14 protein-coding genes are annotated in these 15,506 nt (G+C 74.0%); 7 read left to right on the top strand and 7 right to left on the bottom strand.

Translation table 11 applies throughout. The features are described 5' to 3' along the window. Positions 1–119: 119 nt before the first annotated feature. Positions 120–581 (top strand): hypothetical protein, encoded by a 462-nt coding sequence (locus J421_RS27235; protein ID WP_025414279.1) that lies wholly within the window; start codon positions 120–122, stop codon positions 579–581. Here the strand turns inward: J421_RS27235 and J421_RS27230 are convergent. The 3 genes from J421_RS27230 to J421_RS27220 all read right to left on the bottom strand — a co-directional run bounded on the left by J421_RS27230 (position 556) and on the right by J421_RS27220 (position 3,886). Then, positions 556–2,310, bottom strand: a complete 1,755-nt coding sequence (locus J421_RS27230) for a sensor histidine kinase (RefSeq protein ID WP_025414278.1) — start codon at positions 2,308–2,310, stop codon at positions 556–558. The two genes, J421_RS27235 and J421_RS27230, sit on opposite strands and share 26 nt — an antisense overlap. Continuing rightward, positions 2,295–2,915: a response regulator gene (locus J421_RS34195; RefSeq protein WP_025414277.1), complete on the bottom strand. Its 621-nt coding sequence runs from the start codon at positions 2,913–2,915 to the stop codon at positions 2,295–2,297. The genes J421_RS27230 and J421_RS34195 overlap by 16 nt, the downstream gene beginning before the upstream one ends. 182 nt (positions 2,916–3,097) lie before the next feature. Beyond that, the gene (locus tag J421_RS27220; RefSeq protein ID WP_025414276.1) at positions 3,098–3,886 is read right to left on the bottom strand and encodes a sialate O-acetylesterase; all 789 of its coding nucleotides are present in this window, start codon (positions 3,884–3,886) and stop codon (positions 3,098–3,100) included. Positions 3,887–4,034: 148 nt separating this feature from the next. On the opposite strand from J421_RS27220, the gene J421_RS27215 reads away from it, so the two are divergent. From J421_RS27215 to J421_RS27195, 5 genes are all read left to right on the top strand, one after another. Further along, entirely contained in the window at positions 4,035–6,065 is a 2,031-nt protein-coding gene (locus J421_RS27215) for a M13 family metallopeptidase (protein WP_025414275.1), read from the top strand. A gap of 53 nt (positions 6,066–6,118) precedes the next feature. Continuing rightward, a complete protein-coding gene (locus J421_RS27210; protein WP_025414274.1) occupies positions 6,119–6,595 on the top strand; it encodes a peptidase associated/transthyretin-like domain-containing protein in 477 nt (158 codons plus the stop codon). Positions 6,596–6,664: 69 nt separating this feature from the next. Next, positions 6,665–7,540 (top strand): helix-turn-helix transcriptional regulator, encoded by an 876-nt coding sequence (locus tag J421_RS27205; protein WP_025414273.1) that lies wholly within the window; start codon positions 6,665–6,667, stop codon positions 7,538–7,540. A 104-nt stretch (positions 7,541–7,644) separates the two neighbouring features. Further along, positions 7,645–8,091 carry a DinB family protein gene (locus tag J421_RS27200; protein ID WP_025414272.1) on the top strand — a complete coding sequence of 149 codons (447 nt, stop codon included), beginning with the start codon at positions 7,645–7,647 and terminating at the stop codon, positions 8,089–8,091. Positions 8,092–8,339: 248 nt separating this feature from the next. Further along, positions 8,340–9,410 carry an NAD(P)H-dependent flavin oxidoreductase gene (locus J421_RS27195; RefSeq protein WP_025414271.1) on the top strand — a complete coding sequence of 357 codons (1,071 nt, stop codon included), beginning with the start codon at positions 8,340–8,342 and terminating at the stop codon, positions 9,408–9,410. Positions 9,411–9,822: 412 nt separating this feature from the next. Here J421_RS27195 and J421_RS27190 read toward each other — a convergent pair whose 3' ends face one another. Both J421_RS27190 and J421_RS27185 read right to left on the bottom strand, forming a co-directional pair. After that, positions 9,823–12,528: an ABC transporter permease gene (locus J421_RS27190; RefSeq protein WP_025414270.1), complete on the bottom strand. Its 2,706-nt coding sequence runs from the start codon at positions 12,526–12,528 to the stop codon at positions 9,823–9,825. A gap of 1 nt (position 12,529) precedes the next feature. Continuing rightward, on the bottom strand, positions 12,530–12,883 hold the full coding sequence (locus J421_RS27185; RefSeq protein ID WP_025414269.1) for a PadR family transcriptional regulator: 354 nt from the start codon (positions 12,881–12,883) through the stop codon (positions 12,530–12,532). A gap of 70 nt (positions 12,884–12,953) precedes the next feature. Here J421_RS27185 and J421_RS27180 point away from each other — a divergent pair, with 70 nt between their 5' ends. Next, entirely contained in the window at positions 12,954–13,688 is a 735-nt protein-coding gene (locus J421_RS27180; RefSeq protein WP_025414268.1) for an SDR family oxidoreductase, read from the top strand. A gap of 10 nt (positions 13,689–13,698) precedes the next feature. Here the strand turns inward: J421_RS27180 and J421_RS27175 are convergent, their stop codons facing one another. Both J421_RS27175 and J421_RS27170 read right to left on the bottom strand, forming a co-directional pair. Continuing rightward, entirely contained in the window at positions 13,699–14,433 is a 735-nt protein-coding gene (locus J421_RS27175; protein ID WP_104023417.1) for a LytR/AlgR family response regulator transcription factor, read from the bottom strand. 15 nt (positions 14,434–14,448) lie between these two features. Then, positions 14,449–15,489, bottom strand: a complete 1,041-nt coding sequence (locus tag J421_RS27170; protein ID WP_025414266.1) for a sensor histidine kinase — start codon at positions 15,487–15,489, stop codon at positions 14,449–14,451. Positions 15,490–15,506 lie beyond the last annotated feature (17 nt).

The raw sequence follows: 15,506 nt of genomic DNA, 5'->3' as shown, positions 1-15,506 counted from the left end.
TCGGACCCGCGCGGGTGGGACAGGCGGCCGCGGCGCGGGTTTGTCCCGTCCCGGTGACGCGGCGGCGATGGCCAGGGTACTCGGTAGGGAAGAGCCGCACCCGCCTCGAGGTCCCCGCCGTGTCGTTCCCTCCCGCCCGTCTCACCGCCGTCGCCGCCCTCGGCCTCGCCTGCCTGGCCGCGTGCGCGGACCGCGTCACCGATCCCGACGCGATGCCCACCGACGTGCCGCACATCACCACGCCGTCCCGCGGCGCCGACTCCGCGGGCGCCGCCGTGGCCGGCATCCGCTTCATGTCGCCCGCGCTCACGGTGCCGCTGCGCGCGCGCGCGTGGCTGCCGGTGGTGCCGGTGAACGCGCAGGGCTATCCGTCGCTCGCGCTCCTCGCGACGCCGCCGGCGATCCGCTCCGCGAACCCCGCCGTGCTCGCGGTCGACGACAGCGGCGCCGTGACCGGCGTCACGCTCGGCACGACGAAGGTCTACGCGACGTTAGGCACCTGGGTGGACTCGGCGGTCGTCACCGTCGTTCCGTCGGCGACCGTGTCGTCGGCCGTCACGCCGGCGCGCCGGACGCCGTGACGCGGCTGCCGTTAGGCGGCGCACCGAGCGGCGGCGCCTGAGCGGCGAGAGGAAGCAGCACCACGACGCGCGCCCCGCGGCCGGCCGGCCCGTCCTCGATCGACACGCGGCCGCCGTGCTGGTCCACGAGGCTGCGCACGACGGCGAGCCCGATGCCGCTGCCCCCGGACGTGCCGCCCTCGTCGCCGAGCCGCACGAACGGGCGCCACACCCGCTCGCGCTCGGCCGCGGGAACGCCCGGTCCCTCGTCGGTCACCGCGATGCGTGCCCACTGTGCCTCGTCGCGCTGCGCGTCGTCGCGCGCGACGCGCTCCACCTCCACCGTCACCGTCTGCCGCGCGGGGCCGTACTTCAGCGCATTGTCGAGCAGGTTGACAGCGACCTGCCGCAGCGCGCGCGGGTCGACGAGCGCGTAGATCCGCGACGGCGCGTCGGCGACGATGCGCATGTGGCGCGACGCGGCGATCGGCACGTACGCCTCCACGACCTCCTCCACCAGCTCGCCGAGGTCCGTGCGCTCCGGCTCGAGCCGCAGCCGTGCGGACTCGGCGTGCGAGAACAGGAGGATGTTCTCCACGAGATCGCCGAGCCGGCGCGCCTCGCGGCCGATCACGCCGAGCCAGCGCGCGCGCTCCTCCTCGTCGCGCTCGCGGCGCAGCAGCAGCGTCTCGCTGAACATGCGGATCTGCGCGAGCGGCGTGCGCAGCTCGTGCGACACGCTGGCCACGAAGTCGCGCCGCGCCTGCTGCAGCTCGCGCTCGCGCCGCAGGTGCACGACCCCCGCGGCGGCGAGGCCCAACGCGAGCAGCGGCAGCAGCAGCTGCAGCGCGCGTCGGTCGTCGTGCAGGTAGCTCGCGCGGATGCGCGCCGCGAGCGCGGGGTGGAGCGTCGCGCGGATGGTGCTCGTCGACATCCCGCGGAACACGAACTCGCCGCTCGCGTCGGACACGTACTGCCGCGGCGTGCGATAGTACTCCTCGCCCGCGTCGCCGAGCACCTGGAGCGCGACGAGCGTGTCCTCGCTGGTCGTCTCGCCGTAGAGCCACGACGTCGTGATGGTCGACGGTGGCAGCAGCATCGGCGATCGACGGGCGACGCCGGCGGTGGCCGCCGCGTACATGCGGAGCCGCGACCCGACGTAGCCGAACGCCGCCACCGGCACGTCGCGCGCGTCGCGCTGCACCGCGACGACGACGATGAGCACCTCGCCGCCGTGGCGGAGGAACGCGAATGGCGGGAGGCCCGCGGGCTCGGCGTGCGCCGTCGTGCGGCGCGCGATCGCCGGGATCGAGTCGCGCAGCACCGCGTCGTCCGCCGCGGCGCCGGTCGCCTCGTAGCGTCCGTCGCGCAGGTCCATGCGGTAGAAGCCGCGCCACCGGTCGCCCGCGTACGACGCGCGCCGATCGAGCACCGCGCCAGCGGCCGCCGCGAACTCGGCGAGCGTCAGCGGATGCGAGCTCGCCGGGACGCTCGCCGCCGCGGCCGCCTGGGCACGCAGGAGGCCGAGCGCCGCGGTCATCTGCTCGCCGTAGGCACGCGCCGCGTAGCGCGCGTACTCGCGCAGCGCCGCGTCCACCGACCGTTGATGCTCGACCCACGCCTGCCGCGCGGCCCACGCGCCGGCGACGGAGATGAGCGTCGTGCCGAACAGCGCGGCGCTCACGACGAGCGAGCGCCATCCGCGCGCCCGCAGGCGCCTAACGAACGCCGGCGTCAGGCCGCGCCCCACGGCACCTGTCCGCGCAGCACCGCGCCCACCCGCGCGCGCGTCGACGCGCCGAGCTTGAGGAGGATGCGCTCCGTGTGGTTGCGGGCCGTCATCGCCGCGATGCCGAGCGCCTCACCGATCTCCGCGTTCGACGCGCCGAGGGCGAGCAGGCGCGCGACCTCGATCTCGCGGTCGGTGAGCCCGTAGCGCTCGCGCAGCGCATCGTCGCTCAGCGTGCCCCCTTCCGCGGCCGCGCTGCTCCCCGTCGCCCGCCGCAGATGCGCGCCGATGCGTGCCATGAGCTCCACCACGCCGAACGGCTTCGTGACGTAGTCGTCGGCGCCCAGCCGGAAGCCGCGCACCTTGTCCGCCTCGAGCCCGCGCGCGGAGAGGATGAGCACCGGGCTCTGGCAGCCGCGCTCGCGCAGGGTGGCGAGCACGTGGTAGCCGTCGCGGTCGGGGAGACCGAGGTCGAGCACGATGAGGTCCGGCACCTCGCCCAGCGCGAGCGTGATCGCGTCGGCGGCGGTCCCGGCGACGCGCACCCGGTGGCCCTCGTGCTCCAGGTTCCGCTGGAGCCCGCCGGCGAGGTCGGTGCTGTCTTCGACGACGAGGATGCGCTTCATGGGGGCAGGGCGGCGCTGGACGATTCTACGGTGGCGTCAATGTCTCTCCCGGGATAGAGCGGCGCGTGGGTCGAACGACACAGCCGAGGAAGAGACATTGAACCGCAGAGGACGCAGAGGACGCAGAGGAAACCAGCTCGGTGCGTTTGGTTCTCCTCTGCGTCCTCTGCGTCCTCTGCGGTTCAATGTCGTTCCACGGACTCCAACCTCGCGTACGCCGCCGCGTACCGTCGGCCGAGCTCCCGCGCCGCCGCCGAGGAGAAGTGCAGCGTGTCGCCGCGGTGCGTGAGCCCCTCGGCCGAGACGTACGCCGCGTTCGGCGTCGTCGCCGCGACGAGGCGGTGGATGGAGTCGATCGCCGCGCGCCCCGGCGTCCACGGCTTCTCGGGGAAGTGGCCGAGCTCCCCGATCAGGAACGGCGCGTTAGGCGCGCCGGTCTCCGCGCGCAGCCGCGCGATCAGCTCGCGCAGCCGCCCCTCGTACTCGGCCACGCCGCGCGCGTCGCCGTCGCTCTCGCCCTGGTGCCACAGAATCGCCACGAACGCGCCCGACGAGCGCGCGAGCCGGATGCGCGCGACCGCGTCGTCGTACGGGTGCGTGCGCGTGGCCGAGTCGTAGCCGGCGGGCACCCACGCCCGGATCGACGAGCCGCCGACGGCGGTCGGCACGAGGCCGACGACCGCGGTGGTGTCGCGCGCCGCGAGCGCGAGCCCGAAGCTGCGCCCCGGTCCCACGCCGGCGATCGGCTTGTCGAAGTGCACCGGGTCGACCGCGGGGATCCACCGGCCGTCGCGGTCGAGCATCAGCACGCGTGGATGCGGCACGCGGTCCTCGGCTTCGACCGTGCCGCGGCCGGCCATGTTCGACTGGCCGGCGAGCAGGACGAGCTGCATCCGCGGCGGCGAGGTGGTCGCGGGCGCCGGGGCGCGGCACGCGACGAGAGCGAGAGTGAGGACGAGGCGTCGGCGCATGGCGTGATGTTAACCGCGCTCACACGCCTCGTCCCGCGCGCGTCGCGCCTCGCCCCCGCCCCGCGACGAGAAACCCCCGACGTCTGGCGCGCTGTCCCACCGCGGGTACCCTCTCCCGGTGCCCGCGTCCCACCCCAGCGCCCCTCTCATGCTCCGTCTCGCCCTCCGCCGCGCCGCGCTCGCGCTCCTGCTGGCCCCCGCGGCCCTCCGTGCGCAGACGACGCCGATGCCGCCGCTCGACCGCGCGAACCTCGACACGACGTGCGCGCCGTGCGAGAACTTCTACAAGTACGCGAACGGCGGATGGCTGAAGCGCGCGACCATCCCCGCGGCGTTCTCCGGCTGGAGCTCGTTCAACGAGCTGGAGGAGCGCAACCGCGCCGAGCTGCGCCGCATCCTCGAGACGGCGGCCGCGCGCGCCGCGAGCACGCGCGACGCCGACGAGCGGCTGTTAGGCACGTTCTACGCGAGCTGCATGGACTCCAGCGCGGCCGAGCGCGCGGGCGCGGATCCGCTGCGGCCCGAGCTCGCGCGCATCGACGCCATCGCCGACCGCGACGCGCTGCGAGCCGAGCTCGCGCGGCTGCACCGCATGGGCGTGGGCGGTGGTCTCGGGCTCGGCGCGGGGCCCGACGCGAAGAACAACACCGTCGTCGTCGTGTCGGTGGGGCAGGGCGGGATCGGGCTGCCGACGAAGGACTTCTACACGCGCACCGACGCCACCGGACAGCGCGCCCGCGACGCGTACCTCGCCTACGCTGCGCGGCTGTTCGAGCTGGCCGGAATTCCCGGGGACAGCGCGCGTGCCGACGCGGCCCGCGTCATGACGCTCGAGACCGCGCTCGCCACCGCGTCGAAGAGCCCCGTCGAGCTGCGCGACCCGAACGCGTCGTACAACCCGATGAGCCTCGAGGCGCTCGACACGCTCGCGCCGGCGCTGCACGCGCGCGAGTTCCTCGCCGCCGCCGGCGTGCCCGCGGTCGATCGGCTCATCGTGCGGCAGCCCGCGTTCATGCGCGCGCTGTCGACCGAGCTGGAGTCGCGGCCGCTCGAGGACTGGCGCGCATATCTGCGCATGCGCGTGCTCGCCGGCAACGCGGGAGTGATGGGACCCGCGTTCGAGTCGGCCAACTTCGCGATGAACAGCGCGCTCACCGGCGCGCGCGAGCAGCTCCCGCGCTGGCAGCGCTGCCTCCGCACCACCGACGGTACGCTCGGCGACGCGTTGGGCAGGGAGTACGTGAAGGTCGCGTTCACGCCGGACGCGAAGCGCGAGATGCAGCGCATGGCCGCGAACCTACGGGGCGTGCTGCGCGACCGGTTGGGCAAGCTCGAGTGGATGAGCGAGGCGACGCGGCAGGAAGCGCTGCGCAAGCTCGAGGCGCTCGACCAGAAGCTCGGCTACCCCGAGAAGTGGCGCAGCTACGACGGGCTGGAGGTCGCGCCCGGCGCGTTCGTGCACAACGTCGCGCGCGTGCGCGAGTACTTCCAGCAGGACGGCTTCTCGCGCGTCGGCAAGGCGCCCGACCGCACGCGGTGGGCGATGACGCCGCCGACGGTGAACGCGTACTACAGCCCGCAGAACAACGAGGTCGCGTTCCCCGCCGGACGCGTGCAGCCGCCGTTCTTCCATCCGACGTACGACCCCGGCGCGAACTATGGCGGCATCGGCGGCACGATCGGCCACGAGATCAGCCACGGCTTCGACGACCAGGGCCGGCAGTTCGACGCGAAGGGCAACCTGCGCGACTGGTGGACGGCCGACGACGCGGCGCGGTTCAGGGAGCGCGCGGACATGGTCGTGTCGATGTACGACGCGTACACCGTGCTCGACTCGCTGCACGTGAACGGCCGCCTCACCCTCGGCGAGAACATCGCCGACATCGCCGGCGTGAGCATCGCGTACGAGGCGCTGGAGCGCGAGCTCGCCGGCAGGCCGCGCAATCTCATCGATGGGTTCACGCCCGAGCAGCGGTTCTTCCTCGCCTACGCCCAGGCGCGACGCGGCGCGCTGCGCCCCGAGCAGGCGCGGCTGCAGATCGCCACCGACCCGCACTCGCCTAACGAGTTCCGCGTCAACGGGCCGCTGTCGAACATGGAGGAGTTCGCGCGGGCGTTCGGCTGCAAGCGGGGCGACCCGATGGTGCGCCCCGACAGCACGCGGATCCGCATCTGGTGACGCGGCCGCCGGGCGTGGGGGTTGCACGTCCGTCACCGTCCGGGAGAACCCACATGCGAACCAGGCTCGTCCCCGCGCTCCTCGTCACGACGCTCGCCGCCTGCGCCGACCGCATCGCCTCACCGACGCCGGACGCGGCGCAGGACCGGCCGGCTGCACCCGCCGGCGCGGTGCTCGCGCAGCCGGGCGACACGGGGAGCACGATCACCTACGCGAGCCGCGTGCACGTGAGCGGACGCGTGCTCGCGGGCTCGGCGCCGGTCGCGGGGATGCGCGTCACGCTCTACCGCAACGTGCTCCAGGACGGCAGGGGCGTGTCGATCCGCGTCGGCGAGCAGACGACGGGCGCCGACGGCGCGTTCTCGTTCGCCGACGTCGTGGGCGGGCCGTACGTGCTCGCGCTCAACGTCACCGCCTCGCGGCCGTACGGTGACCTCGTCGCGTACGCGCTCGGCACCGCCGCGGAGGTGCGCGTCGACATCAGGATCGGCATCGGCTCTGCGCCGAGCGACAGCACGCACGGCGGGTGAGCGCGGGATCGTGCGGCTTGCGATTCCTTGCCACTCGCGCGCGCGGGAGAGCCGGCGTAGCGTGAGCGCATGAACCGCGTCGAGGTCCTGCTCCGCACGCCGGAGGTCACGCTCTCCGTCTTCGACCACCCGAGCGACGAGGCGCACGCCGACCCGTCGAGCGAGCGCGCATCGGTCGATGCGATCGCGTTCGTCGAGGCGGGGACGTTCGAGATCCGTCCCGCCGGGCGCGACGCGCAGCGGTGGAGGTTCGCGCCGGGGATGCTGTTCGCGATGCCGCGCGGCGCGGAGTTCGCCTGCCGGCACGCCTGCGAGCGGCCGATCGACCGCTGCCTCTCCGTCGCGTACGCGCCCGACGCGGTGGAAGATCTGCTGAGCGCGGGTGTCGCGGGGCTGCGGCCGGCGGCGGTGCGCGGCTCCGCACGCCACCGCTTCCTCCGCCACCGCCTGCATGCGTGCGCGCGCGACGGTGCCGACGCGCTGCGGCTCGAGCTCGTCGCCGGTGCGCTGTTCGAGTCGCTCGATCCCGCGCCCGACGAGACGCGCGGCCGTGCCGACGGCGCGCCGACCGACGTGATGCGCCGCATCGCCCGTACGGCGGAGCGCGTGGAGGCGGAGTTCGCGCGGCCGCTCGCCCTGCGCGATCTCGCGGGCACCGCGGGGATGAGCCCGTATCATTTCGCGCGCGTCTTCCGCCGACTCACCGGGTTGCCGCCGCACCGCTACGTGATGGCCGTGCGGCTGCGCGAGGCGGTGCGGCGGCTCGACGCCGGCATGAGCGTCACCGCGACCTGCTACGCCGTCGGCTTCGCGTCGCTGAGCCACTTCGTGACCACGTTCCGCCGCCGTTTCGGCGTCTCGCCGTCGGCGCTCCCCGCCGCGCGCCGACGTCCGACCGCGCTGCGCGCCGCGCTCGCCGCGCCGGTGTGGGAGGGACGGAGTTAGTCGCGAGAAGCGCAAAAAGCCGCAAGCGCCGCCGCCGCGCGCGCCCGTAGACTGCCGCCGTCCCGAAGGCCTGCGACACGACCCGCACGGGGAGGCGACGAACGATGCGCGACATGCTGGCGACGCGGTGGAACGAGATCGGCGACAAGGTGGTGCAGCTCGCGGAGGCGGTGCCCGAGGCGGCGTACGAGCGGCGTCCGGCGCCCGACGTGCGCACGTTCGCGGAGCAGCTCCGCCATCTCGCGTTCTGGAACCTGTACGCGCGTGACGCGCTCCGCGGCGCGTCCCCCGACGGCGAGGCGAACGAGCTGCCGCGGGACGCGTACCCGGACAAGGCCGCGGTGCTCGCCGCCGTGCGCGACAGCTTCCGCGGCGTGGGCGACGAGATCGCGCGCGGCGATGCGCGCGCCGTCGACGCGCCGTCGCTCGACACGATGGTGAGCTTCCTCGAGCACGCGGGGGAGCACTACGGCCAGCTCGCCGTCTACGCGCGGCTCGCCGGCGTCGTGCCGCCCGCCTCACGTGCCGCGCCCGCGGAGGCCCTCGCCTAACTATCGGTTGAACCGCAGAGGACGCAGAGGGCCGCAGAGGACTGCCTCTTCGAATTGAACCACAGGTTCGAGGTGCTGGGCGAGTACCCTGGGGATCGAACGGCGATGAGCAGGATCTCGAGATCTTTTCGATCGCACTTGGATCCCCGGAGTACTCGCCTGGCACCTCGCCCCATCGATGTCCTCTGCGGCCCTCTGCGTCCTCCGCGGTTCAACTGCTAGAATGAGGATCCTCCGACCCGTACGGCATGTCGACGATCCTCGACCGCACCGACGCGTTCTGCGCGCGCTTTGGCCTGCGCATCCCGATCCTGCTCGCGCCGATGGGCGGCGCGAGCCCGCCGGCGCTCTCCATCGCCGTCGCGAGCGCAGGCGCGCTCGGCGCGTGCGGTGCGCTGCTCATGGGACGCGACGAGATCGTCGCGTGGGCCGACGCCGTGCGCGCGGAGACCGACGCACCGTTCCAGATCAACCTCTGGACCCCCGACCCGCCGCCGACGCGCGACGCGGCTGCGGAGGGGCGCGTGCGCGCGTTCCTCGGACGCTGGGGCCCGCCGGTGCCGCCCGAGGCGGGCGACATGCCGCTCCCCGACTTCGACGCCCAGTGCGAGGCGCTGCTCGACGTGAAGCCGGCCGTCGTCTCGTCGATCATGGGGCTGTACCCGCCGTCGTTCGTCGGTCGCCTCAAGGAGCGCGGCATCGCGTGGTTCGCGGTCGCGACGACGGTGGCCGAGGCGCGCGCGGCGGAGGCGGCGGGCGCCGACGTCATCGTCGCGCAGGGCGCCGAGGCCGGCGGCCACCGCGGCGCGTTCGACGCGTCGCGGGCCGAGCGTGACCTCGTCGGCCTCGTCGCGCTCGTCCCCGCCGTCGTCGACGCCGTGCGCGTGCCCGTCGTCGCGACGGGCGGCATCGCCGACGGACGCGGCGTGGTCGCGGCGCTCGCGTTAGGCGCATCGGCCGCGCAGGTCGGCACCGGGTTCCTGCGCTGTCCGGAGGCCGGCATCCACCACGCGTGGGCCGACGCGCTCGCGCACACGCTCCCCGAGGAGACGATGCTGAGCCGCGCGTTCAGCGGGCGGACCGGCCGCAGCATCGCCACCGACTACGCACGCGCCGCCGTCGCGCCGGACGCGCCGTCGCCGGCGCCGTATCCGGTGCAGCGCGGCCTCACGACCCCGATGCGCGTCGCCGGACAGCAAGCGGCGGACGTGCATCGCATGCAACCCTGGGCGGGGCAGTCGGCCGCGCTCGCGAAGGCCGCGCCAGCGGCGGAGGTGGCGCGCGGGCTGTGGGAGGAGGCGCGGGGGGTGCTGTCCTGAAACGGCGGTACTGCGATCCACTGCGGGACGCGGGATGCCTGACTGCGGGATGCCTGACCGCGGGATGCCTGACCGCGGGATGCCTGACTGCGGGATGCCTGACTGCGGGATGCCTAACTGCGGGATGCCTAACTGCGGGACGGCTTACTGCGGGACGGCTTACTGCGGGACGATCGACGGCGGGGCCGATGCGTCGCGCGGTATCCGCCGTGCGTCGGATTGGTACCGCCACGCCTTCGACGGCGTGGAACTATGGGCGAAGGGGGGGGAGCCCCCCCTGGTAACTACGATCGGGCGCCCGCTCCCGCCGTCCGACGTCCCGCCGTCGATCGTCCCGCCGTCGATCGTCCCGCCGTCGATCGTCCCGCCGTCAGCCGTCCCGCCGTCAGCCGTCCCGCCGTCGAAAAGCCCCTCAGTCCCTCCGCAACGCCTCCATCGGATCCACCGCCGCCGCCCGCCGCGCGGGCAGCCAGCTCGCGAGCAGCGCGACGCCTAACAGCACCATCGTCGTCGCCGCCAGCGCCACCGGATCCGTCGGGCTCACGTCGTACAGCAGCCCGTGCAGCACCCGCGTCGCCGCGATCGCGCCGACCAGCCCGACGCCGACTCCCGCGCATGCCAGCGCGATGCCGCGCCGCGCGATCATGCGGCTCACGTGCGTCCTGCCCGCGCCGAGCGCGATGCGCACGCCGATCTCGCGCCGCCGCAGCGTCACGCCGTACGCGAGCACGCCGTACAGCCCCACCGCGCCGATCGCCAGCGCGACCAGGCTCGCCACGCCCAACATCAGCAGCACGAACCGCGTCCGCGCGGCCGACGCGCCGAGCACCGCCGACATCGGCTGCTCGGCGTAGGTCGGGATCGCCGGGTCGACGCGGCGCACCGCGGCGCGCAGCGGGCCCGCCAGCCGCGACGGGTCGCCCGCCGTGCGCACCACGATCGTCGCCGCCCGCGTCACGTCCGCGCGTCCGCTGTCGTCGGGGATCGCGAGCGGGAAGTAGATCGCCTGCTCCGCCGGCTTCTCCAGCGCCTCGAGGTGCACGTCGCCCGCCACGCCGACGACCGTGTACCAGGTCTTCGTGAGCCCCTGTCGCACGCGCTTGCCGATCGGGTTCTTCCCCGGCCAGTACTGCCTGGCGAACGCGCGGCTGACGAGCACCTCGAGCGGCAGGTGCTGCGCGTCCACGGGCGTGAACGTGCGGCCGGCGAGCAGCGGCACGCGCATCGTGCGGAAGTACTCCGGCGTCACGAACACCAGCGGGTGGTCGGGCGGTACCTCGCCCTCCGCCAGCGGGTGGTCCTCGATCTCCATCGCGCTGTCGTTGTGGTCGCCCGTCAGCGGCAGCCACTCGGTCACCGTCGCGTCGCGCACGCCGGGGATCGCGCGCGCCTCGGCGAGCACGCGGTCGTAGAACGCGAGCGCCCGCGCGCCGTCGGTGTACGTCGCCTGCGGCAGCGCGACCCGCATCGTGAACAGTCCATCCGCCTCGAATCCCGGGCTCACGTCGCGCAGCCGCGCGAACGAGCGCGCCATGAGGGCCGAGCCGGCCACGAGCACGAGCGCGAGCGCCACCTGCGCGACGACGAGCGCCGAGCGCGCGCGCTGACGGTCGCGCCCCGCGGTGGCCGAGCGCGATGACTCCTTCAGCACCACCGCCGGCGCGATGCGGCGCGCGCGCAGCACCGGCATGAGGCTCACGACGAGCGCGCCCAGCACCGAGACGACGAGCGCGAACAGGACGACGCGCGCGTCGACGCCCACCTCGGCCAGCCGCGGCAGGTCGACGCCGCTCGGCAGTCGGTGGAGCGCCGCCATCCCGGCCGCGGCGAGCGCCACGCCGAGCGCGCCGCCGGCCGCGGCGAGCACCGCCGCCTCGCCGAAGTACTGCGCCACGATCGCTCCGGCGCCCGCGCCTAACGCGTTGCGCACCGCGAGATCGCGCTGCGCCCCCTCGGCCCGCACCAGGAACAGGCTCGCCACGTTCGCGCACGCGACGAGCAGCAGCAGCACCACCGCGCCCAGCAGCAGCCAGAGCATGCGCGTGACGTCGCCGACCAGCACGTCGCGCAGCGGCGTCACGATCGGCGTCACGTGCGCCTGCTCGAACATCGCGCGCGGGATGTCGCTCGGGAACTCGTCGAGCAGCCGCGGGAGAACGCGCGCGAGATCCGCACGCGCCGCCCCCGGCGTCACCCCCGGCTTGAGCCGCGCCACGGCGGTGTAGTTGAAGCTCCCCGGGTTCGCGTGCGGCGGATCGAGCGGCAGCGGATACCAGATCGCGATCGACGCGGACGGGTAGCGGAACGCGGCCGGCATGACGCCCACGACCTCGCGCGGCTGCCCGTCGACGACGACGCGCTTGCCGACGATCGCCGGGTCGGCGCCGAACTTCCGCCGCCACAACGGCTCCGAGAGGACGACGATCGGCGGTGCGCCCAACCGGTCCTCCCCCTCGACGAACGTGCGCCCCGCGCGCGGCCGCACGCCGAGCACCGGGAAGAAGGTCGCGCTCACGCCCGCCGCCTCGACGCGCTCCGCTCCCGCGGACGCGTCCGTCGCGGCGACGTTCACGTCGCGCGTGCGCCAGACGGCGATCCCGTCGAACGCGCGCGTGTGCCGCTGGTAGAGCAGGAAGCTCGCGTCCGACTGCTGCACCACGCTGAGCCCCGCGATCTGGATCGAGTGCGTGAGCCCGACGAGGCGCGACGGGTCGGCGAACGGCAGCGGGCGGATGAGGATCCCGTCGACGACGCCGAACACCGTGGTGGTGGCGCCGATGCCTAACGCGAGCATCGCGACGACCGCGGCCGCGAACCCCGGCGCGCCGCGCAGTCGGCGGAAGGCGTACCGCGCGTGCTGCCGCGCCGCGGACCACAGCTCGACTCGTCGCATGCGTCGCTCCCGTTCGTTGCTGAGGGTGATGCACCGCGCGCGCACCTCGGACACGTCGCCGAAGCGGGCGAGCGCGGCGTCGCGCGCGGTCTGCGCGTCCATGCCCGCGGACTCGTTGAGCTGCGCGCGCATCGCGAGGTGGAACGCGAGCTCGTCGTCGACGTCGCGGTCGGGCGCGGCGCGCCAGAAGCGTCGCTCCCGGAGCCAGTCGGGGCCTAACGGCACGTCACCCCGCGGCCGTGGAGGTGCCCGGCGTCGCGGCGAGCACGCGCGCCATGGTCTCGACGAAGCGCTGCCAGCGGCCTTCCTCGGCTCGCAGCATCCGGCGGCCGAGCGGGGTGAGCGTGTAGAACTTCGCGCGCCGCCCGTTCGCGGAGACGCCCCACTCCGCCTCGATCCACCCCTCGGCCTCGAGCCGGTAGAGCGCGGGATAGAGCGAGCCTTCCTCCACGCGGAGGTCGTCGCCGGAGACGAGCTCGATCCAGCGCGCGATGCCGAACCCGTGCGACGGGGCCCAGCTCAGCGCCTTGAGGACGAGCAGCTCGATGGTGCCGTAGAGATCGCGTTCGGTCTTCGCCATGTCTCCCCCAGAATTCTAGGGGACACTATGCGACGCGGGACGCCAGTGCGCAATACGCTACCTTCCGCCCATGCGACCCAGCGGCAACACCATCCTCGTCACCGGCGCCACCTCCGGCATCGGGCTCGCGCTCGCCGAGCGGCTGCTCGAGCGCGGCAACACGGTCATCGTGTGCGGACGGCGCGAGGAGCGGCTGCGCGAGATCGCGGCGCGGCTCCCCGCCATCCACACGCACGTCGCCGACGTCAGCGTCGAGACCGACCGCGTCGCGCTCTACGAATGGGCGACGACGACGTTCCCGCGCCTCAACGTCCTCGTGAACAACGCCGGCGTGCAGCGCCGCTTCGCCACCCCGCCGCAGGAGCCGTGGCGCGAGACGGCGTCGGAGATCGAGACGAACCTCGCGGCGCCGATCCACCTCACGTTCCTGTTCGCCGACCACCTCGCGCGGCAGGAGCACGCGGCGCTGCTCAACGTGTCCTCGGGGCTCGCGTTCGCGCCGATGGCGATGATGCCGATCTATTGCGCGACGAAGGCGGCGGTCCACTCGTTCACGCTCTCGATGCGCCACGAGCTCGGGAAGCGCGGCATCGAGGTGATCGAGATCATCCCGCCCGCGGTGAACACGGACCTCGGCGGCCCGGGGCTGCATCTGTTCGCGACGCCGCTCGACGAGTTCGCCGACGCGGTCATCGCGCAGCTCGAGGAGGGGAAGACGGAGGTCGCGTACGGCACCGCGGCCGAGCGCGCGCGCGCGTCGCGCGAGGAGCTCGACGCGTGGTTCGCGCGGATGAACGCGCGGTGACTCTTCGCGCCTAACGCGCCGCGCCGAGCCGCGCGTCGAGGCGGTCGCGGTAGCTGCGACTCAGCTTGAGGCGCGTGCCGTCGCGCAGCACCACGACGAACTCGCGGTTCGCGTGCGGTCGCAGCTCGGCGATCCGGTCGACGTTCGCGATGATCGAGCGGTGGATCCGCACGAACCGGCGGGGGTCGAGCGTCGCCTCCAGCCGCCCCATCGTCTCGCGCACGAGGTGCCGCGCGGCGCCGACGTGCAGCCGCGCGTAGTCCCCGTCGGCCTCGATCCAGTCCACGTCGTCCGCCGGCACGACGACGACGCGCCCGGCGCGCCGCACGAGAAAGCGGTCGAGCGGCGACTCGCCCCGCACGCCGGCGCGCCGCTCTGCCACGCGCTGCACCGCGCGGTCGAGCGCGCGCGCGAGCCGCGCCGGATCGATCGGCTTCAGCACGTAGTCGAGCGCCTGCGCCTCGAACGCGCGCAACGCGTGCGCATCGTACGCGGTGACAAAGACCGTCACCGGCATCGCCACGCCCACCGCATCGACGACGCCGAAGCCGTCCATTCCCGGCATCTGCACGTCGAGCAGCACGACGTCGGGGGTGAGCGCGCGGATCGCCGCGACGGCCGCGCTCCCGCTCGCGCACTCGCCGACGACATCCACGTCGGTTCGCCGCGCGAGGTGCGCACGGAGGCCGCGCCGGGCGAGCGGCTCGTCGTCGACGATCACCACACGGACCGTGGGACGCGTCATCTCCATCGCGTCACATCACGCCGCCAGCGGGATCCGTATCGTCGCCCGCAGCCCGCCGCCGTCGGGCGCCTCCAGCGACAGCGCGGCGCCGTCGCCATAGCGCTCGCGGAGCCGGTCGCGGGTGTTCGCGAGCCCGATGCCGCGCGCGACCGGCGGCCCGTCGCCGAGCCCGGGGCCGTCGTCCTCGACCGCCAGCACGAGCGCATCGCCCGCTCGGCGCGCGCTCACCGCGATGCTGCCGCCCGTCTCGCGCGTCGCCACGGCGTGCTTCACCGCGTTCTCCACGAGCGGCTGCAGGATGAGCGCCGGCACGCGATGCGACGCGAGCCCCGGCGCCGCGTCGACGCGTACGCGAAGCCGTTCTCCGAACCGCACCTGCTCGATCTCGAGGTATCGCTCGACGAAGTCCAGCTCCTCGGCCAGCGGGATCTCCGGCACACCCTCGCCGGCCAGCGTGAGGCGCAGGAACTCGCCGAGCCGCGCGATCATCACCGTCGCCTCGTCGGTGCGCCCCTCGACGACGAGCGTGGAGATCGCGTTCAGCGTGTTGAACCGGAAGTGCGGGTTGATCTGGTAGCGCAGCGCCTCGAGCCGCGCCTGGTGCAGATGCGCCTCCGCGCGCAACGCCCGCTCGCGCTCCGCGTGCAGGCGCGCCTGGTGCTTGATGGCGAGGTACAGCACGCTCCACGCGAGCAGCGCGAACGCGTGGTACACGGTGCCGGCGAGCAGCTCGAGCGCGTTGTCGACGTGGATGCGTCGGCCGAGCATCGCCGTGGCGAGCGGCGCGTCGACGACGTTGTACACCGCCGTCCACACCGCGGCCGCGACGTAGGACGCCACCACGCACACCACGATCGTCCGCCCCACGCCCGGCTCGCCCGGGAGTAGCCGGCGGTACAGCGCGCGCAGCCCGAGCGACACCACGACGCCGAGCACTGCCAGCAGCGTCTTCGTCGCGACCATGTACACGAGCGGGTACATGCCGAGCCGCGACAGCGCCATCGCGACGGAGAACGCGATCCAGCCACCGGTCTGCAGGAGCCAGAACGGCGGCACGAGGCGAGGGCCAGGCT

Origin of the sequence: Gemmatirosa kalamazoonensis, assembly GCF_000522985.1 — a bacterium.
GTDB lineage: Bacteria > Gemmatimonadota > Gemmatimonadetes > Gemmatimonadales > Gemmatimonadaceae > Gemmatirosa > Gemmatirosa kalamazoonensis.
This window is presented reverse-complemented; position numbering and strand designations above follow the sequence as displayed.

Excerpts from the sequence above, each read along its gene's own strand:
- J421_RS34195 (WP_025414277.1), bottom strand. The coding sequence starts at position 2,915 with ATGAAGCGCATCCTCGTCGTCGAAGACAGCACCGACCTCGCCGGCGGG.
- J421_RS27220 (WP_025414276.1), bottom strand. The coding sequence starts at position 3,886 with ATGCGCCGACGCCTCGTCCTCACTCTCGCTCTCGTCGCGTGCCGCGCC.
- J421_RS27215 (WP_025414275.1), top strand. The coding sequence starts at position 4,035 with ATGCTCCGTCTCGCCCTCCGCCGCGCCGCGCTCGCGCTCCTGCTGGCC.
- J421_RS27210 (WP_025414274.1), top strand. The coding sequence starts at position 6,119 with ATGCGAACCAGGCTCGTCCCCGCGCTCCTCGTCACGACGCTCGCCGCC.
- J421_RS27205 (WP_025414273.1), top strand. The coding sequence starts at position 6,665 with ATGAACCGCGTCGAGGTCCTGCTCCGCACGCCGGAGGTCACGCTCTCC.
- J421_RS27200 (WP_025414272.1), top strand. The coding sequence starts at position 7,645 with ATGCGCGACATGCTGGCGACGCGGTGGAACGAGATCGGCGACAAGGTG.
- J421_RS27195 (WP_025414271.1), top strand. The coding sequence starts at position 8,340 with ATGTCGACGATCCTCGACCGCACCGACGCGTTCTGCGCGCGCTTTGGC.
- J421_RS27185 (WP_025414269.1), bottom strand. The coding sequence starts at position 12,883 with ATGGCGAAGACCGAACGCGATCTCTACGGCACCATCGAGCTGCTCGTC.
- J421_RS27180 (WP_025414268.1), top strand. The coding sequence starts at position 12,954 with ATGCGACCCAGCGGCAACACCATCCTCGTCACCGGCGCCACCTCCGGC.
- J421_RS27175 (WP_104023417.1), bottom strand. The coding sequence starts at position 14,433 with ATGACGCGTCCCACGGTCCGTGTGGTGATCGTCGACGACGAGCCGCTC.